Below are 18,086 nucleotides of genomic sequence, written 5' to 3'. Positions count from 1 at the left end.
ATTTGCACCACATCCTGTTACAGCTGCTGTTTCGCTTGTCTATCAATTACTTAACACCCCTTGAAAGGTTTGTTGCAGGTTAGCTGTTACGTCTCTGAAACAGTTTTGACCGGCTGTCATCAGGCTAACTCAGTGTTGCTATCCATTTTTTACTGCTCTTGATAATTCGCTCTTTTAAATCAATCGGTTAGAAAAACTGGCCCCGCTCTTGCGATATAGGAACTGTAAACCGACAGCGAGGTAACACTTATGACAACACAGCAAAAAAAGGAATCGCGCTTGCGCATCCCACTGTTGCTGGTTGGCGCTTTGCTGTTTGGAACAGTCGGTGTTTCAGGTGAGGCCCGGTCTGAGGAGGTTGCCCGTGAGGCTTCTGTTCTCGGCCAACCGATTCAGGAACAGGTTTTAAGACAGGTGTATGGGCAGGGGATCCAAGCAACTTCATTACCTATACAGTTTTTCAGCCGGTCTGGGGTGATCCTATGGGATGAGGACAGCTCCACCAGAGGTCAGGGAAAACCTAAAAACACCGCGAACGTGCAGATCCGAATCAACATCGGGAAACAGCCATGAACAAGCTGACCTGTGTGCTTCTGGGTACTGCAGCCTTGGTAGCACTGAGCGCCCAGGCAGGGCCGCCGGGACCGGATAACTTCAATGTTATTAGCGGTAACGTGCTGGAAAACGGTAAAGGAATCATCGGCATTAACATGGTTGCCGGCAACGGTAACGCTCAACTTAATGCAGGTGCTCTGGCCGTTAGTGTCGGGCAGGGAGTTCACAGCTCTCTGCATCTGACTCAAACCGTAGAACTCAACGGAGCTGATCGAAGTGGCGCGGCTGTAAGTACGATCTCAGCGAATGCATTTGGTCAGGCCTCAGGTCTGATCTCCATCAACCAGGCAAGTGGTCAGGGCAACGCCCAGATCAACGGTTTTTCAATCGGACTGGGTTTAGGTGGGGGCTTTGTAGTCAATGAGTCGCAACTCGCAGCAACTGTCACCGGTAATGCGGTAGATGGAGACGCTCAGGTACCACAGGGGTACCGCGAAGCACGAATAGAAGGTGAGGCATTAGGCCGGGCCAGTGGACTGGTTCAGATCAACCAGCTGGCAGGTTCGGGCAACGCCACCGCCAACAGTTTCAAACTCAATATTTCCGTCAGTAGTCCTAGTAACAACTAAGTAAACAGTAAAAGCAGTACCAACACAGATTGCATAATGGCAAGGAGAACAACAATGAAAACTAAATTCGCAGCTCTTCCTCTCGCTCTGGCTATCGCTGGTCTCTGCGTCACTTCAGTGGCTAACGCCGGTGGCGACTATGGTAAAAAACGCTGGGGTCATCACGGTAAAGATTTCAATAAAGATGTAGCAGATGTACCGGTAAAAGGTCATGTACATGTGCACGGTCGCCTCTGGGTAGACAGCGTCGGTGGTGCGGTGATTGATGATGGTGATACTCAGCGGGTCAATGGCAACAAAATTACCCAGTACCATGTTGATAACAACGCTGTTATGAACAAGGACTACATGGCAAATGCCAAGGGTAATATCGGTGTCAACAACGCCGCCGGTGATGGCAACGCGCAGGGTAACTCTGTTGCGCTGGCTGCAGCGGATGCCAGCCTTGTGTTCGGTCTGCTGGAGTCCAATATCGAGTCCAGCAATATGGTGCGTAACAACAGGGTAACAACCACCGGTGTTGTAAATAATGCCCATATGCGTGGCAACACGTTGCGGGGCGCCATGGGTAATATCAATGTCAACAACGCTGCCGGTGCGGCTAACTCGCAGAAAAACAACCTGGCGCTGACTTCCGGACATGGTGGTATTGCCGAAGCGACTGTTCAGGCTGGTCAGAACGTCAGTGGCAACACTATCAATACCTCAGCCGGTGTTGAGAAGGTGGGAACATCCACCCGAATCAAGATGGATGGCCAGATGTACGGTTACTATGCCGGTTACGGTAAAGGTCAGTACAAAGGGAATACATCTGGACGCCTTGGCTTTAAAGAGTCAGGCAATATGGAAGGCTCTTACTACGGCAAAACCCAGGAGAAATACTCAGGTAAAACCAGCGAGCGTTACTCCGGTTATGAGTCTGGTAAGTGGAGTACCGGTAAAGGCTGTAAAACCCGTTGCGGTAACGGCTATGGCAAAGGCCTGAGCGGAACCTATAAAGGTAAAGAAGGTGGCTACACTCGTGGTAAAGAGAGTGGTCGTACCTGGGGTTCTGAATACGGTTATACCGAAGGCAGCTACTACGGTCATGGTAAAGGTAAATATCGTGGCAAAGAGCGCGGTCAATTGGCCTTCAAAGAAGCCGGTGTACAGGCACTGTACGGTAGCTTCAGCGGTAAAGTTGAGCACTTCCAGAAAATGTATGTCCGGGCTGAAAATAATGCCATCCTGACAGGCAACGCTCTGGAGAATGCAACTGGTAATATCGGTGTCAACAACGCCGCCGGTAATGCCAACGCCCAGTCTAACAGTCTGTCCATCGCTCGTAACCGCGCTAACTAAGCGACCGGTTATCTCAGGAGCCGACCTGCCCTTGGGGCAGGTCGGCGCTCATCTAAGGGAGAAAGCCATGAACAGAGTAACCCGGACACTGGTTTTGCTGGTTAGCTTGTCTTGTTCTTTGCCAGCGATCTCTTATGCCGCACCTTTCGGACATCTGGCTCCCGGTATGGGGGTTCAGGAACGCAAGATTCAGAGTATGCAGGGGCGTAAGTACGCCAACCTGATTCGTCAGCAGACGGACTTCAGTTGTGGTGCTGCAGCTCTGGCAACAATCATGAAATATGCCTACCGTCTGGAAGTGGACGAGCAGAAGGTACTGCAAGGCCTGTTTGCTGTCAGTGATCCCGATGTTGTGCTCAAGCGGGGATTCTCATTGCTGAATATCAAGCAGTATGTTGAAGCACTGGGTATGCGTGGTCGTGGATATCAGGTCAATATGGATACCCTGAATAATCTGAAGATTCCAACTATCATCCTGCTGGACCTGAACGGCTATAAGCACTTCGTAGTGCTGAAAAAATCAGACACCGATAAGGTGTATGTATCTGATCCTGCACTGGGTAACAAAATCATCGATAAGAAGGATTTTGTGAACCAGTGGAACGGCATCGTATTTGCGGTGATCGGTCCTGGATTCGATCGTAACTCTGTACTCTTAAATCCACCCCCTCCACTGACCGCCCGTAATCTCCACAATATCAATGCGCCGGTCAGCGATATGGATCTGCTGGATTTTGGTTTTCGCTATTCTGAACTGTTCTAGCAACGAACAACAGGAGGAACTGTCATGCAGAGGGTAATGTTAGGCCTGATTGTGGCCGGCACCCTGGCTGTTTCGTCAGTTGCCCATAGTGCCTCTTTCACCGGTTACGGTGTACGGGGTGACAAGGTATCTGATCCTGTACTGGCCCAGATACGGGGACGTTTTGTCGATGGCAGCAAAGTGCTGTTTTTCGGCGTACAGATGAACTCGTACTGGAAAACAGCAACCGGTGAGATCTATAAGTACGGTCTTAACCTCGATCTCGACTTCTCCAATCAATACAAACCTGCCATCTCCATCTACCGCAACGGCGCCAGTGGCGCTTCAACCAACTCGGTTTCTGCCGGACTGGATAATGTCAGCAACGACAGCCTGCATGATATCAGTGGTGTGGTGCAGAATATCCAGGTCGCCGGTGACGGCAACGGCGTGCAGAACGCGGTGCAGTGGGATATCACAGATAAACACTTCGGCGGCAGTGGCAGCGGAGGTACTAAAGTAACCAGTGGCGGTGCGGAAACGCTCTCCGGTGGTGCCGTTCTGGATATGGATATCGGTAAGAACAAAGTGGGTTACAGCATCGTCGTTCCCGGCGTCGGTAAAGTAGTGCAGGGGATCAGCGGTGGTTCAGTCAGAGGGCTGGTGCAGAGCACTCAGCTGGGAGGTAGTTATAACAGTGTGTATAACAGCTCGCGTTTACGTGTTGTCCTCAATCCCCAGCATTCCGGGAAAATTGGACAGGGTGTAAACCAGTCGTTACGCAATCTCATAGGTATACGCTAGTCTTACAAGTGATCAGGCTGTAGACAGCTGTTCGCAGCTGTTGGGTCATGGAGTCCGGGCAGGCTCCATGGCATTTAGTGGGCAGAGAAAGGACTTTTATATGTATATTCGTCGACCCGTTCTCCTATGGGCACCTTTGGCTGCAGGCCTGATATGTGCCGGTACAAACGTCTACGCGGTAACCGAAGAAGAACAGCAGGAGCTCAATCAGCTCCGTTTTGAAATCCGGCAGATGCGCCTGATCAATCAGAGCCAGGTGCAGCAGGTGGAGAAACTGGAACGACGTTTACGTTCGCTTGAAAGCCAGCAGCTGAACGAGACTCTTAAAGAGAGGGCTCAGCAGCCACAGGGCCAACAGCCAGCAGAACAACAAGCGGGTCAGCCGATCAAGCGTGAGGCGGATCGCTCCAACAGTGTGGATGACCTGATGGCGCAGACGCACGCAGACTTCAGCCGTAAGTGGACGCTGGAAGTTGGCCTGTCCTATAGCCATTATGATCGTAAGCAGCTGGTATTGGATGGCTTTCTGGCATTGGACGCGATCTTCCTGGGTGACATATCGGTGGATAATGTTGAATCCGATATCATAACACTGGATTTTTCCTCCCGTTTTAACGTCAATGATCGCTGGCAGTTTGCTACCCGAATTCCGTTTATCACCCGTTACAACACCTACTCAGAGTCAGGTGTTGAGGTCAATGTCGATGAAGATTTCCAGCTCGGTGATGCCGAACTGTCCTCCTACTACAAGCTGTTTTCTGAAACGCCAAGTCGCCCCGACACAGTCTGGAGCCTGAGGCTGAAAGCGCCCTCCGGCTCGCACCCCTATGGTGTCGATGATGTGACCCCGCAGGGACTGGTCGACAGCAATGGTGATGCGGTCACTATTACACATCCATCAGAACTGCCAACCGGCAGTGGTCTCTGGGCACTGGGAACCGGACTCTCCTTCGTTAAAACCACCGACCCGGCCATTCTGTTCGCCAGTATTGAATATACCCATCAGTTTGCCCGTAAGTTTGATGATATTTCGTCGACCCCGGGTGAAGTGGTGCCAGGTGAAGTGCGTCTAGGTGATTCTCTGGCGTTTGGTCTCGGTATGGCGTTTGCCGTGAATGATGTGATGAGTATCAGCTTCTCCTACTCCCAGACCCTGCAGGATGAGGCAGAAACCAGAGGTGCAGATGGCATCTGGCGCGATGTGGTGGGCAGTGATGCAAATGCTGCGACATTTAACACCGGGGTGACCTACTCCTTTGGTGATGGCCTATCCATGGCGACCAGCTTATCGATCGGCCTGACGCCTGACTCGCCCGACTTCTCCTTCGGAGTGCGTTTCCCATACAGTTTCTGATCGACCCGCATTTTGAAACGGCAGCTTCAAGGCTGCCGTTGCCTGATAGGGTAATATTAAAAACCATTAAATTAGATATTACTAATTTAATGGTTTTTTGTTAGCCTCTCTTCATCATTTCGTTTCTGAAACCAGGTGAGGGGTTAATCTGATGAAACTGAGTATTGTGCTGGCGCTGATGGTGACATCGACAGTGGCGGTATCTGCAGGTGCGGCTGAGCCTGCTGAGCTAAAGGCAGAGGCCAAGCAGGCAATGATGGCACTGGCGAAGAACCTGTCTGGTGAGCTGAAAACAGCGATGAAGTCCGGCGGACCAGGTGCAGCGATTGAGGTTTGTAATACTAAGGCATTGCCGATCACGGCACAGATATCCGAGCAGCAGGGCTGGCAGATCGGTCGTACCAGCCTGAAATTGCGTAACGCTGAAAACAAACCGGATGCCTGGGAGCTGAAGGTTCTGCAGCAGTTCGCCGATCAGGCTGCGCAGGGCGCTAATCTGAAAACACTGGCTTATTCTGAAGTGGTGGACGTGGGCGGGCAGCAGCAGTTTCGTATGATGAAAGCGATCCCGGTGCAGGATAAGTGTCTCGCCTGTCACGGCAGTGACATTGCCGCCCCGGTTGCTGCTAAGTTGCAGCAACTTTATCCACAGGACCAGGCGACAGGTTTTAAGGCCGGGGATCTGCGCGGTGCCTTTAGCCTGAAAAAGATGCTCTGATCTGCAGTTTCGATCAGAGAAACTGGCGGGATAACAGCAGCAGCGCAAAACCGATCATAGCCGAGGCGGCGATCTGCCCGATGCGCCGACGCCAGTGATGACTGATTCGCTGGCGCAGACGCATCACTATCACTACCAGCAGCAGCCACCAGCAGGCGGAGCCACTAAACACGCCGACCACCAGTAACAGAGTGCCTGAACTGTTGCCACTAAGCCCCAGTGCTGAGATAAAGGCGAGAAATGAAAGGATAGTTGCCGGATTACTCAGGGTCAGCAGGAAGGTGCCGGCGAACATATGCCAGCCGCTGTAATCTTTCACCTTAAGTTGCAGGTTATAGCGTTGGTTTAGCAGGCTTTGTACGCCGAGTCCCATCAACAGCAGCGCACCGACCAGGCTCAGCCACTGCTGCGATGCGGTGAGCCATAGCGTGATCGCCGTCAACCCAAGGCCTGCGACCAGGCCATAGATCGCATCGGCGCAGGCCGCTCCCAACCCCGTTAGCAACCCGGCAGCCTGCCCATGATTAAGGGTGCGCTGGATGCAGAGCATTCCGATCGGGCCGACCGGCACCGCCACCAGCACGCCGAGCAATAAGCCCTGCAGAAACACACTCATCAGTGGCTAAGGGTTTTTTGTGGTTGGTATCCAACGTCCTGCATCCGGCCTCTCCCTGCAGTTTTGTAACACCCGTAAAGTGTAGGTGACAGGGGAGTAAATGCCCGGAGGCTGATATTTATGCTGGTAACTGACCTGATCAGGGTTGCGCTGCAGTCTGCATTCACTGAACAGGGTCAGCTGCGCCAGTCCAGAATTTCCCAGTTGCGATCAGTCGCCAGTCGGTGGAGTCGTGAATCGGGGTTGGTTGCAACCGGATGATCGACCCGTTCCAACAGCGGCAGGTCATTCATTGAATCACTGTAGAAACGGGCGCCTTCCAGCGTCAGGCCCTGGTCGCTCAGCCATTGTTGCAATCGCAGCACTTTTCCTTCGCGAAACGTCAGGATGCCACGGGTTCGACCGCTATGGCAGCCCCGATCGTCATATTCTGAATCGATCGCCAGCACGTCCGCCACACCAAGCTCCAGCGCAATTGGCCGAACCAGAAACTCTGCAGTGGCAGAGATGATCAGCAGACGATAGCCGCGCTGATTCAGGTCGGAGAGCAGGTCAAAGGCCTGCGGATATATGCGTGGCTTTATCCAGCTTTCGATAAACTGCGGCAGCATAGCCCTGATCTCTGCCGCCGGTTTTCCCTTCAATGGCGACAAACTGAAGGACATGTAGTCAGCCATATCCAGCTTGCCCGCAGCGTACAGCTCCATCAGTTCAGACTCCTTTTGCAGGAAGCCCGGCTCGGTTACATAGCCCTGTTCGACAAGATAGCGGCTCCATAAAGATGCGGAGTCAGCCTGAACCAGTGTTTCATCCAGATCAAATACTGCCAGAGGCATCAACTCATCCCCCCAATGATTCTGGCGGGCAGTATTCCGGATCGGTTCCGTCGACTCACTTCAACAGCTCCCGGCACAGCGGTTTGTCGTGCGGAGTCCCTAACAGCTGGCATAGCGTGCCGCAGATATCGGTTTGCAGAGGCTCCGCCTCCATCAAGCTGAACGCATCACCAATGACCCAGAGCGGTACATCCCGCTCTTCGGACAGTAATCCGCCGTGGGACTTGTCGTCATTCATACCGTGATCAGCCGTGATCAGAATCTGATAGCCGGCCTCAATCCAGCGTGGCAGGTACTCTGACAGCGATATATCGGTATGGCGGGTGGTATTACGGTATTTAGCGCTGTCCAGTCCGGCTTTATGACCGGCATCATCGATATTCATCGGGTGCACCAGCAGGAAGTCCGGGTCAAATCTGCGCCGCAGATATTCAGCATCATTAAACAAGTGGCAATCCGGATAATGATCCACGCTATAGAACATGCCGTGCTGAATCAGCTGGCTTTCATCGTCGGTATGGCGATCGCGGGCTGCATCCCAGGGCGTTCGGTTATAGAGTTCGCTGATCCAGTGATAGGCCGCTGCGGCGGTGCGCAGGCCGTTAGCACGGGCCAGAGAAAAGACGCTCTGCTGATTGGAATTGCGACTGACGTGGTTATGCACAATACCACTCTCGACCGGCGTTACTCCGGTCAGGATGCATTCGTACAGCGGGCGAGACATCGAGGGCAGTTCACATTGCACTTTATAAAGACGCGCCATGCCCTGTTCACACAGGGCCTGGGTAAAGCCCATACAGGCCCGGCCGACCTGATAGTTAAGGCCATCCAATATCACCAGAATAACTTTGTTCGACATCTGCTTACCCATTCCCGGTAAAGTTCCGAAGTGCGGCCTGTTAAGCGCGCGCCGCTTCTGCTGTAATTTGAATTGGTCTAGATCAGATTATATCTGCAGTAATATAAACGGCGGCTATTGCAGTTATATTGCAAACATTTAGCGCAGAAATAATCGCTTATACCTATATGTGGGCTAACTTAGCCTGTTGTCAGTGTTGTATCATAGATCCAACCAGTATGAATATGTGGTCTAGTCCAAAAGAACAAAGTTTTTGTGCCTGGCCTCAGGTGTGGTCAGAATAAGATCCGTTAGAGAAATCAGAGCCGGTCGATCACGATGTCCCAGTTTCAGACGATTAAACGTACCCTACAGGACCAGATAGAGAGTGGATTGCTGACAGCCGGTTGTAAGCTTCCGGCGGAGCGTAAACTGGCAGAACTGTTTGATACCACGCGTATCACCCTGCGTGAGGCACTGGTATTGCTGGAATCAGAGGGCGTGATCTATCGTGAGGAGCGGCGAGGCTGGTTTGTTTCACCACCGCGCCTGGACTATAACCCGGCAGAGCGCAGCCATTTCCATGAGATGGTCAGGCAGCAGGGACGCCAGCCGGATACCCGGTTACTGGACTGCCAGACCCTGGCTGCGAACACGGAAATCAGCCGATTACTGCAGTTGCCCGCCTTGTCCCGGGTGCATCGGGTTCAGCGGCTGCGCCGGATCGATCAGCGTCCTGTTCTTTATGTGGAGCACTACCTGAACCCGGCCCCTTTCCCCGATATACTGCAACATAACCTGAACGGCTCACTGACCGAGATCTACCAGCAACATTACGGTGTCGGCTATGGTCGCTTGCGGCTTCAGATCTACCCGACCGCATTGACGGGGGAGGCCGCTGCGGCACTAAATGTCGCCCAGGGCAGCCATGGATTACTGATTATTCGTGTGAACTACGATCAGGAAAACCGGATACTGGATTGTGACTATGAATACTGGCGGCACGATGCCGTATGCCTGCTGGTGGATACGGCCGAATTCTGAAACCTGACCGGTCGTAATTATCACAGGGTTGGCGCTTTTTCTTGTCAGTTAATCTGTGTGTTTTTGTTATTGTTTCATCAGGCAACCGCCGTAAGATGGATTTAGATAACAAAGATAAGGATCGAGGCATGAAAGTACTGGTCGCAGTAAAGCGCGTGATTGACTACAACGTCAAAGTCCGCGTCAAATCAGACAATACCGATGTGGACCTGGCTAACGTCAAGATGGCCCTGAACCCTTTCTGTGAAATTGCAGTCGAGGAAGCGGTGCGTTTGAAAGAAGCGGGTACCGCTGATGAAGTGGTCGTGGTCTCTATCGGTAGCAAGAGCTGTGAAGAGCAGTTACGTACCGCACTGGCACTGGGTGCCGACCGCGCTATCCGTATTGATACTGCAGATTCTCCGGATTCCCTCTCCGTCGCCAAGTTGCTGGCTAAAGTGGTTGAGGCCGAACAGCCGGGGATGGTGATTCTGGGTAAGCAGGCGATCGACTCCGATAATAACCAGACCGGTCAGATGCTGGCAGCGCTGCTGGACCGTCCTCAGGGTACCTTTGCATCAGCAGTCAAAGTTGATGGCGACAAGCTGCAGGTGACGCGTGAAGTCGATGGAGGCCTGCAGACGGTTGAACTGGCGATGCCGGCAATCGTCACCACCGACCTGCGCCTGAACGAACCCCGCTATGCCTCCCTGCCGAATATCATGAAGGCGAAACGTAAACCACTGGACGTGAAAACAGCGGATGAGCTGGGCGTCACTGTGGGCAGTAATATCAGCCTGCTCAAGGTTGAGAATCCTCCCCAGCGTCAGGCCGGTATCAAGGTCGGCTCTGTTGACGAGCTGGTGGAAAAACTGAAAAACGAAGCCAAGGTTATTTAAGGAGCAGGGTAATGAGTATTCTGGTAATTGCTGAACACGACAATCTGGAATTGAAACCGGCCACCCTGAATACCGTGGCTGCGGCCCGACAGATCGGTGGTGAAATCACCCTGCTGGTAGCCGGTGCTAACTGTCAGGCGGTGGCGGATGCCGCAGCCAAAGTCGACGGTGTCGCTAAAGTACTGCTGGCTGACAATGCCGCTTACGAGCATCAGCTGGCGGAGAATATCAGTAAGCTGGTGCTCTCCGTTGCCTCGGGCTACAGCCATATTCTGGCCGGCGCTACCACCACGGCTAAGAATATCCTGCCACGCGTTGCTGCTCTGCTGGATGTGAACCAGATCTCCGAGATCATCGCAGTGGAAAGCCCGGATACCTTTAAACGCAGCATCTATGCCGGTAATGCTATCGCGACGGTACAGAGCACGGATGCGGTGAAAGTGATGACAGTGCGTGCCACCGCCTTCGATGCTGCGGCAGCGGGCAATGGCAGCGCGACGATCGAAGCGGTTTCTGAAAACTGTGATGCCGGTACCTCTACCTTTATTGCCGAAGAACTGGCGAAATCCGACCGCCCTGAACTGACCGCTGCGTCCGTGGTGATATCCGGTGGCCGAGGTATGGGCAATGGCGAGAACTTCGCCATGCTGGAGAAGGTTGCCGATAAGCTGGGTGCCGCTGTCGGCGCTTCCCGTGCAGCCGTTGACGCAGGCTTTGTTCCGAATGATATGCAGGTGGGCCAGACCGGTAAGATGGTGGCACCGGAACTCTATATCGCCGTGGGTATTTCGGGTGCTATTCAGCACCTGGCGGGGATGAAAGATTCCAAGGTGATCGTGGCGATCAACAAGGACGAAGAGGCGCCTATCTTCCAGGTGGCGGATTACGGCCTGGTGGCAGACCTGTTTGAAGTGGTACCGGAGCTGGAGCAGAAACTCTGATCCGCTTAACGCGATAAAAAATGGAGCCATCTGGCTCCATTTTTTATGTCTGTAACCCTGACGCGGGATGCACCTTCAGGGGGGGCTGGCCACCGATCACCGGTGACTGACAAAGCCGGACAAGATGGGCTTGCTAATTCTGGCGGACTCTCCAGACAGTCCCCCTGAAGAGACAGGCGTAGCTGCCAGATCATTACGCTGGCCCCCGGAGAGAGAGGCAACAAAAAACCGGATGCAGTAGCCTGTATCCGGTTTTTACTATCGCTAAGCGTGATGGCGAACTAACTCAGTGCCAGCCCTTCACGCCGGTCATATCCGGCAGTTCGTGTGCGATACCCTTATGACAGTCGATACAGGTTTTCTCGCCAGTGGCCAGGGCAGTGGAGTGCTGCTTGGCGGCGCGGCTGGCCTGCAAGGTGAAGTCCATGCTGTCGAAGTTGTGGCAGTTACGGCATTCCAGCGAGTCGTTGGCCTTCAGGCGGCGCCATTCGTTTTCTGCCAGTTCGCGGCGGTGAGCCTGGAACTTCTCACGGGTGTCGATGGTGCCGAACAGCTTACCCCACACCTCTTTCGATGCCTGCATCTTACGGGCGATCTTATCGGTCCAGTTATGCGGTACGTGGCAGTCCGGACAGGAGGCACGTACACCGGAACGGTTAGTGTAGTGAATGGTTGGCTTCAGCTCCTCAAAGACGTTGTTGCGCATCTCATGACAGGAGGTACAGAACTGCTCGGTGTTGGTGTATTCCAGCGCGGTGTTAAAGCCACCCCAGAATATGATACCGGCGATAAAGCCACCGACAGTCAGGAAGCCAAGGCTGTAGTGCACGCTGGGACGACGCAGGGCCCGCCACAACTTTTTAATCAGGTTCATGGCGTACTCCTTAGTCGCTCAGCGCACCGGAAGGTTTGAAGTCGTTCTCAACCAGAGGCTGGGCTTTGACCTGAGGAACGTGGCACTGCATACAGAAATAACGCCGTGGCGATACGTCACTCAGGACAGTGCCGTCACGGTTGGTGAAGTGGGAGGTACTGATCTTGGTCGCATCGTACTTCTTGTAGTTCTTGAAGCTGTGGCAGCTCAGGCACTTGTTGACGTTTCGGTCTACCTGGTAGCCACGCACTGAGTGAGGTACCAGCGGCGGCTGCTGAATGTAGGACAGGCCAACTTTCTCATTGTCTTTCGGGTAGTTCTTCAGCTTTGCTGCCGGGTCCTGGGTTTCCAGTCCCTGTTTGCGCAGGGAATCGAGGCCGCTGATATCTTCGGCCAGGGAAACTGTCGCCGAGGCAGACAGCAGGACAGATGCGAGCAACAGTGTCATTTTTTTCATTGTGTTCTCTCCACCTCAGTGGCAAATCGGTTACCGAACTTAAATACATCTTCAGCGCAGACATCGATGCATCGACTGCAGTTGGTGCAGGTCGAGGCGATGATAACGGGGGCAGTTTCCGCTGCTCCGGTTAGCGGGTCTTTATTGGGTTTCAGCACCGGCTTCAGAATCTGAGGTTCCGGGCAAACCTTGTAGCAGTCCATGCAGTCGTCGCAGCGCTGGCGACCGGGGGTGGTGATGCGCACCAGGCTGACTTTGCCGATCAGGCTGTAAAAGGCCCCCATCGGACAAAGGTGCCGGCACCAGCCGCGCTGGGTAATAAACAGGTCGAACAGGAAGATTGCCGCAATCAGGCTCCAGCCTGCGCTGATACCGAAGATCAGCCCGCGCTGCAGCAGGGAAACCGGATTGACCAGCTCCCACACGATGTAACCGGTGAACAGCGGCAGGATCAGGCTGCAGGCCAGAATCCAGTAGCGTAGCTGTGGCGATAACTGAGTGGTTTTCACCAGCCCCAGCTTGCGTCGCAGCCAGGCCGCCAGATCAGTCACCGGGTTCACCGGGCAGACCCAGCTGCAGTAGCTGCGCCCACCCACCAGTGCGTAGAAGCCGATCACCAGCAGGCCACCAATCAGCGCGCTGAGCTCAGGCCAGTGGCCGGAAGCCAGCAGCTGAGCCAGCACGAAAGGATCACTCAACGGCACGGTTTCCAGCAGCAGCGAGCTGCTGAGGTTGCCTTGCAGGAGGGTGATGCCAAGGTGCGACCCGGCGAAGAACAGCGCCAGAATGCTCAGCTGGCTGATGCGGCGCAGCAGCAGAAAGCGGTGAGCCTTCCACCAGCCCTGACGCTCGACCATACGGCTGCCCGGTGCGTTCACTGGCTGTCCCCCGGCTTCCTTACCGGCAGCTTCAGCTGCTGAGGTACCAGAGGTGAACCCCGCTCCGCTTCCACTTCCCAGCTAAGCTGGTAATGCTTATCCGCACCGGCGACAGCCAGCTTCTCCGGCAGCACTTTGATAGCCGCCTCGTCCAGCACACAGGCCTGTTCGCATTTACCGCAACCGGTGCAGATATCGCTGTTGACCGTTGGGATAAACAACGCATGGGCGCCGGTACGGCGGTTACGTTGCATCTCCAGAGTGATCGCCTCATCGATCAGTGGGCAAACACGGTAACAGACGTCACAGCGCAGGCCCTGAAAGTTGAGGCAGCTCTTCTGGTCAATCAGCACTGCAGTGCCCATACGGGCGTTGTTGATATCGGTCAGTGCCTGATCCAGCGCGCCACTGGGGCAGGCCGGGACACAGGGGATATCGTCACACATCTCGCAGGGCGTCGTGCGGGCATCGAAATAGGGTGTGCCGGAGGCGGCTGGATCAAACAGCCGTGCCAGCTTCAGCGTGTCATAGGGGCAGGCTTCCACACAGAGGCCGCAACGCAGGCAGGCAGACAGAAAATCGGCTTCAGGCAGGGCACCGGGTGGGCGCAGTGCCTGAGCGTCTTTCTGGCTGGCCTGCGATGCGTAGGCCGCAAGACCGAGGCCACAGACACCGGCCGCACAGGCACCCCGTGCCGCGTCAGTCAGAAACTGACGACGTCCCGGGTTGGCTGCGTGCTGGCGTTTGTTGGCTGGCATCGGTGATTCTCTTCCTGTTTAGCTGATCCGGCCGCTTAGGCCTTCACGACCTTAACGGCACATTTCTTGTAGTCGGTCTCTTTGGACAGCGGGTCGGTGGCGTCCAGAGTCAGACGGTTTACCAACTGGCTGGCATCGAAGAATGGCATAAAGATCAGGCCAACCGGCGGACGGTTACGGCCACGGGTCTCGATACGGCTGAGTACCTCGCCACGACGGGACAGTACCTTGACCTGATCGCCACGGCGCATGCCGCGTTTCTTGGCGTCGTCCGGGTGCATAAACACCACCGCATCCGGGAAGGCGCGATAGAGTTCTGGCACACGACGGGTCATGGTGCCGGAATGCCAGTGCTCGATGACACGGCCGGTAGAGAGCCACAGGTCGTACTCTTCATCCGGAGACTCTGCTGCCGGTTCGTATGGCAGGGCGAAGATCACCGCTTTCTTGTCCGGCTTGCCGTAGAACTGGACTTCGGAACCTTTCTCGACGTACGGATCGTAGCCTTCACGGTAGCGCCACAGGGTTTCCTTACCGTCTACTACCGGCCAGCGCAGGCCGCGTGCCTGGTGGTACATATCAAACGGTGCCAGGTCGTGCGCGTGGTGACGACCGAAGGCGGCATATTCTTCGAACAGGCCTTTCTGCACGTAGAAGCCAAAGTATTCTGCTTCGTCGTTGCTGTGGCCTTTTTCCCCGCCTTTAAAGTCGGACAGTGGGAAAGCATCCACATTGCCGTTTTTGTACAGCACTTCGTACAGGGTTTTACCGCGCAGATGCGGTGCCTTGGCGAGCAGGGCATCAGACCAGACCTCTTCCACCTTGAAGCGCTTGGAGAACTCCATCAGCTGCCACAGGTCGGACTTGGCGCCTTCCGGTACAGGCACCTGCTGGTACCAGAACTGGGTGCGGCGTTCGGCGTTACCGTAGGCGCCTTCTTTCTCCACCCACATCGCTGTTGGCAGGACCAGATCGGAAGCCTGTGCGGTTACGGTCGGGTATGGGTCGGAGCAAACAACAAAGTTGTCCGGGTTGCGGTAGCCCGGCAGACCTTCTTCGTTGATGTTTGGTGCGGTCTGCATGTTGTTATTACACATCACCCAGTACGCATTCAGCTTGCCGTCTTTTAGCATGCGGTTCTGCAGTACGGCGTGGTAACCCACCTTCGCCGGTACAGTGCCTTCAGGCACTTTCCAGATTTTCTCGGCGATATCGCGGTGTTCTTTCTTCTTCACCACCAGATCGGCTGGCAGACGGTGAGCGAAGGTGCCCACTTCACGTGCAGTACCGCAGGCGGATGGCTGGCCGGTGAGGGAGAACGGACCGTTGCCCGGCTCGGAGATCTTGCCGGTCAGCAGGTGGATGTTGTAGACCATGTTGTTGGCCCAGACACCACGGGTGTGCTGGTTGAAGCCCATAGTCCAGTAAGAGACGACCTTGGTTTTCGGATCGGCATACAGTTTGGCCAGCTCGATCAGGTTGTGCTCCGGGACACCGGACAGTTCGGATACGGACTTCACGTCGTATTCGCTGACAAACTCGGCGAACTCGTCGAAGGTCATCGGTGTGGAGGCGCCTTTGCCCGGGTTCTTCGCCTTCTGCTCCAGCGGATGTTCCGGACGCAGGCCGTAACCGATATCGGTGACACCGCGACGGAACTGGGTGTGCTTGTTGATGAACTCCTGGTTGACCGAGTCATTTTGGATGATGTAGTTGGCGATATAGTTCAGGATCGCCAGGTCGGTCTGTGGTGTGAAGATGATCGGGTTGGTCGCCAGCTCAAAGCTGCGGTGCTTGAACGTCGACAGCACAGCAACCTGGACATGGGAGGCACTCAGGGCACGGTCAGTCAGACGCGACCACAGGATCGGGTGCATCTCAGCCATGTTGGAGCCCCAGAGCACGAATGCATCGGCCTGTTCCAGGTCGTCGTAGCAGCCCATCGGCTCATCCATGCCGAAGGTACGCATAAAGCCACCCACGGCAGACGCCATGCAGTGACGGGCGTTCGGGTCGATATGGTTGGTACGGAAGCCGGCCTTCATCAGCTTGGAGGCGGCATAACCTTCCCACACGGTCCACTGACCGGAGCCGAACATGCCAACCGGTGGCATCTCGTCGGAGTTACGGGTTTTCGCCAGCGCATCCTTCCACTTCTCGGCCATGATATCGAAGGCCTGGTCCCAGCTGATCGGGGTGAACTCGCCATCCTTAGCATATTTACCGTCGCGCATACGCAGCATCGGTGAGGTCAGGCGATCCTTGCCATACATGATCTTGGACAGGAAGTAGCCCTTGATGCAGTTAAGGCCACGGTTAACCGGTGCTTCCGGGTCGCCCTGAGTTGCGACGACACGGCCGTTCTGGGTGCCTACCAGTACAGAGCAGCCGGTACCGCAGAAACGGCAGGGTGCTTTGTCCCAGTTGATCTCGGTGTCGGATGACTTAGTGATCAGGTTAGTAGCAGAAGCGGGCAGGCTGATTCCTGCCGCTGCCGCAGCGGAAGCCGCTGCCTGGGTTTTCACGAAGTCACGTCTGGAAAGCTTCATGATATTCCTCGTATGGTTTGGCATCAGGCCATCTGGTGATAAACAAGGTTGGAAGCCACGAGGCCTTCAAGGCCCTGCAGGGTTTCCACGCGCTCTAGCAGCTCGCGGTTACTGTCGGCTTCCACGGTTACCACCAGCTTGCCTTCTGGGCTGGTAGCATGAATTTCTGAGCCATCCACGTCGGTAATACGGGATTTGACATCGTCAAGGTTGGCTGGCCGGGTCATCATCACCAGGCTGACGATGTGAATACTGTCATCCGCCATAAGGCACCTCGGATGTTTTAGTCAGGGTTATCGCCTGCTGAGGACAGCTGCTGACGCAGGCCCCGCAGCCGTTACAAAGGTCCGGATCGATCAGCGGCCGGGCCACTCTGCCCGCCTGGGGCCGGAAGCTGATGGCCTGGGGCTCACAGCTGTCTTCACAGCTGCGGCACATAACGTTGTTATGGGCCAGGCACAGGGTTTCACTCATGCTGGCGATCTGTTGCCAGGGCGCTTCGCCTGCGTCCCGAAACAGGGGTTCAGGACAGCTATCTGCGCAGGCACGGCAGAACGTGCACTCGCCTCGCTGGAAATCCAGTTCGGGATAACCACCATCTGCGCGGATGATGATCTGTTCCGGGCAGGCCTGCTGGCAGGCCTGGCAGCGGGTGCAGCGATCGGTAAAGGCGTCTTCAGCAATCAGCCAGGGCATACGTATAGGCTGAGTCTGAGGACTGCTTCCGGGTCTGAGCCGACCCTTTAGCAGTGCGCGCCGGTTAAGATCGACCATCGGTCAGACTCCCGGAGGTCCTGTCAGAATCTGCGAGATCCAAACCATAAAGCCGTAGCCGCCAACAATGGCGATTGCCAGCAGCGGGGCTACTACAGCGGTTAGTATCAGGAAGGCAGACAGTTCTGTTTTCGGATCTGACTGATCTTGCGACTGTTGCATATTCAATGCTCCGCATCGGTTTTAGGCGGGAGAGAACGCTGCTGGGCAGCAAACATGTGGAATGATTACTCGTTTAGCATCTCAGGCATAGTGCTACCTGCAGGCCGGTTGACAGGCGTCAATATATTGCCTGCTGCTAATTTGCGAACGATTCTCAGCATGATTTGCATGCGACTTAAGTCTAGTCTGGCCGGGTGCCGGAATACTGATTTCAGGCTAGTTCAGATGCCGCCTGTAGAGCCTGTTTTTCACCGCTTCCGCACTATCTTGTCAGCCTGGCTGAGCGCATCTGTTATGAAGGCTTTTCACTGACGGTCTAGACTGGAAAGGAGATGAAA

At 54.9% G+C, this 18,086-nt stretch carries 21 protein-coding genes; 10 read left to right on the top strand and 11 right to left on the bottom strand.

Going from position 1 to position 18,086, the window contains the following annotated elements; all coding sequences use genetic code 11:
• Nucleotides 1-249: 249 nt before the first annotated feature.
• The 7 genes from Q354_RS0105390 to Q354_RS0105360 all read left to right on the top strand — a co-directional run bounded on the left by Q354_RS0105390 (nucleotide 250) and on the right by Q354_RS0105360 (nucleotide 6,143).
• Nucleotides 250-573, top strand: a complete 324-nt coding sequence (locus Q354_RS0105390; RefSeq protein WP_027856714.1) for a hypothetical protein — start codon at nucleotides 250-252, stop codon at nucleotides 571-573.
• Nucleotides 570-1,184, top strand: a complete 615-nt coding sequence (locus Q354_RS27225; RefSeq protein WP_051559921.1) for a hypothetical protein — start codon at nucleotides 570-572, stop codon at nucleotides 1,182-1,184. Before Q354_RS0105390 ends, Q354_RS27225 begins: the two co-directional genes overlap by 4 nt.
• Nucleotides 1,185-1,238: 54 nt before the next feature.
• The gene (locus Q354_RS0105380) at nucleotides 1,239-2,525 is read left to right on the top strand and encodes a FliH/SctL family protein (RefSeq protein WP_156948227.1); all 1,287 of its coding nucleotides are present in this window, start codon (nucleotides 1,239-1,241) and stop codon (nucleotides 2,523-2,525) included.
• 67 nt (nucleotides 2,526-2,592) lie between these two features.
• On the top strand, nucleotides 2,593-3,288 hold the full coding sequence (locus tag Q354_RS0105375) for a C39 family peptidase (RefSeq protein WP_036228634.1): 696 nt from the start codon (nucleotides 2,593-2,595) through the stop codon (nucleotides 3,286-3,288).
• 24 nt (nucleotides 3,289-3,312) lie between these two features.
• Complete coding sequence (locus tag Q354_RS0105370; protein ID WP_156948225.1) at nucleotides 3,313-4,071, top strand: hypothetical protein; 759 nt, start codon at nucleotides 3,313-3,315, stop codon at nucleotides 4,069-4,071.
• Nucleotides 4,072-4,171: 100 nt separating this feature from the next.
• The gene (locus tag Q354_RS0105365; protein ID WP_156948223.1) at nucleotides 4,172-5,425 is read left to right on the top strand and encodes a hypothetical protein; all 1,254 of its coding nucleotides are present in this window, start codon (nucleotides 4,172-4,174) and stop codon (nucleotides 5,423-5,425) included.
• A 151-nt stretch (nucleotides 5,426-5,576) separates the two neighbouring features.
• The gene (locus tag Q354_RS0105360; RefSeq protein WP_027856709.1) at nucleotides 5,577-6,143 is read left to right on the top strand and encodes a Tll0287-like domain-containing protein; all 567 of its coding nucleotides are present in this window, start codon (nucleotides 5,577-5,579) and stop codon (nucleotides 6,141-6,143) included.
• A gap of 13 nt (nucleotides 6,144-6,156) precedes the next feature.
• Here the strand turns inward: Q354_RS0105360 and Q354_RS0105355 are convergent, their stop codons facing one another.
• The 3 genes from Q354_RS0105355 to Q354_RS0105345 all read right to left on the bottom strand — a co-directional run bounded on the left by Q354_RS0105355 (nucleotide 6,157) and on the right by Q354_RS0105345 (nucleotide 8,454).
• Nucleotides 6,157-6,759, bottom strand: coding sequence for a LysE family translocator (locus Q354_RS0105355; RefSeq protein WP_036228631.1), 603 nt, complete (start codon nucleotides 6,757-6,759; stop codon nucleotides 6,157-6,159).
• Nucleotides 6,760-6,935: 176 nt separating this feature from the next.
• Entirely contained in the window at nucleotides 6,936-7,595 is a 660-nt protein-coding gene (locus tag Q354_RS0105350) for an HAD family hydrolase (RefSeq protein WP_027856707.1), read from the bottom strand.
• A gap of 55 nt (nucleotides 7,596-7,650) precedes the next feature.
• Nucleotides 7,651-8,454, bottom strand: coding sequence for an alkaline phosphatase family protein (locus Q354_RS0105345; protein WP_027856706.1), 804 nt, complete (start codon nucleotides 8,452-8,454; stop codon nucleotides 7,651-7,653).
• Between the two features lie 318 nt (nucleotides 8,455-8,772).
• Between Q354_RS0105345 and phnR the strand changes: the two genes are divergently transcribed.
• The 3 genes from phnR (at nucleotide 8,773) to Q354_RS0105330 (ending at nucleotide 11,296) form a co-directional block, all read left to right on the top strand.
• Nucleotides 8,773-9,477 (top strand): phosphonate utilization transcriptional regulator PhnR, encoded by a 705-nt coding sequence (phnR, locus tag Q354_RS0105340; RefSeq protein ID WP_027856705.1) that lies wholly within the window; start codon nucleotides 8,773-8,775, stop codon nucleotides 9,475-9,477.
• 128 nt (nucleotides 9,478-9,605) lie between these two features.
• Nucleotides 9,606-10,355, top strand: a complete 750-nt coding sequence (locus Q354_RS0105335) for an electron transfer flavoprotein subunit beta/FixA family protein (RefSeq protein ID WP_027856704.1) — start codon at nucleotides 9,606-9,608, stop codon at nucleotides 10,353-10,355.
• Nucleotides 10,356-10,366: 11 nt separating this feature from the next.
• Nucleotides 10,367-11,296 (top strand): electron transfer flavoprotein subunit alpha/FixB family protein, encoded by a 930-nt coding sequence (locus Q354_RS0105330; RefSeq protein ID WP_027856703.1) that lies wholly within the window; start codon nucleotides 10,367-10,369, stop codon nucleotides 11,294-11,296.
• Between the two features lie 286 nt (nucleotides 11,297-11,582).
• On the opposite strand, the gene Q354_RS0105325 is transcribed toward Q354_RS0105330, so the two are convergent.
• From Q354_RS0105325 to napE, 8 genes are read right to left on the bottom strand one after another with little or no spacing between them, the layout of a single operon-like run.
• Nucleotides 11,583-12,170 carry a cytochrome c3 family protein gene (locus Q354_RS0105325; RefSeq protein WP_027856702.1) on the bottom strand — a complete coding sequence of 196 codons (588 nt, stop codon included), beginning with the start codon at nucleotides 12,168-12,170 and terminating at the stop codon, nucleotides 11,583-11,585.
• 10 nt (nucleotides 12,171-12,180) lie between these two features.
• Entirely contained in the window at nucleotides 12,181-12,627 is a 447-nt protein-coding gene (locus tag Q354_RS0105320; protein WP_027856701.1) for a nitrate reductase cytochrome c-type subunit, read from the bottom strand.
• Nucleotides 12,624-13,505, bottom strand: a complete 882-nt coding sequence (gene napH, locus Q354_RS0105315; RefSeq protein ID WP_211252216.1) for a quinol dehydrogenase ferredoxin subunit NapH — start codon at nucleotides 13,503-13,505, stop codon at nucleotides 12,624-12,626. The genes Q354_RS0105320 and napH overlap by 4 nt, the downstream gene beginning before the upstream one ends.
• Nucleotides 13,502-14,263, bottom strand: coding sequence for a ferredoxin-type protein NapG (gene napG / locus Q354_RS0105310; protein ID WP_051559919.1), 762 nt, complete (start codon nucleotides 14,261-14,263; stop codon nucleotides 13,502-13,504). The genes napH and napG overlap by 4 nt, the downstream gene beginning before the upstream one ends.
• Nucleotides 14,264-14,298: 35 nt before the next feature.
• Nucleotides 14,299-16,812 (bottom strand): nitrate reductase catalytic subunit NapA, encoded by a 2,514-nt coding sequence (napA, locus tag Q354_RS0105305; RefSeq protein ID WP_027856698.1) that lies wholly within the window; start codon nucleotides 16,810-16,812, stop codon nucleotides 14,299-14,301.
• A 23-nt stretch (nucleotides 16,813-16,835) separates the two neighbouring features.
• On the bottom strand, nucleotides 16,836-17,078 hold the full coding sequence (locus Q354_RS0105300) for a chaperone NapD (protein ID WP_027856697.1): 243 nt from the start codon (nucleotides 17,076-17,078) through the stop codon (nucleotides 16,836-16,838).
• Entirely contained in the window at nucleotides 17,068-17,586 is a 519-nt protein-coding gene (gene napF, locus Q354_RS0105295; protein WP_027856696.1) for a ferredoxin-type protein NapF, read from the bottom strand. Before napF ends, Q354_RS0105300 begins: the two co-directional genes overlap by 11 nt.
• Nucleotides 17,587-17,589: 3 nt before the next feature.
• A complete protein-coding gene (gene napE, locus Q354_RS0105290; RefSeq protein WP_027856695.1) occupies nucleotides 17,590-17,748 on the bottom strand; it encodes a periplasmic nitrate reductase, NapE protein in 159 nt (52 codons plus the stop codon).
• Nucleotides 17,749-18,086 lie beyond the last annotated feature (338 nt).

It is taken from the genome of Marinobacterium jannaschii DSM 6295 (genome assembly GCF_000620085.1).
GTDB classification, from domain to species: domain Bacteria; phylum Pseudomonadota; class Gammaproteobacteria; order Pseudomonadales; family Balneatricaceae; genus Pontibacterium; species Pontibacterium jannaschii.
The sequence above is the reverse complement of the archived record's forward strand: the minus strand, read 5'-3'. Positions and strand labels throughout refer to the sequence as shown.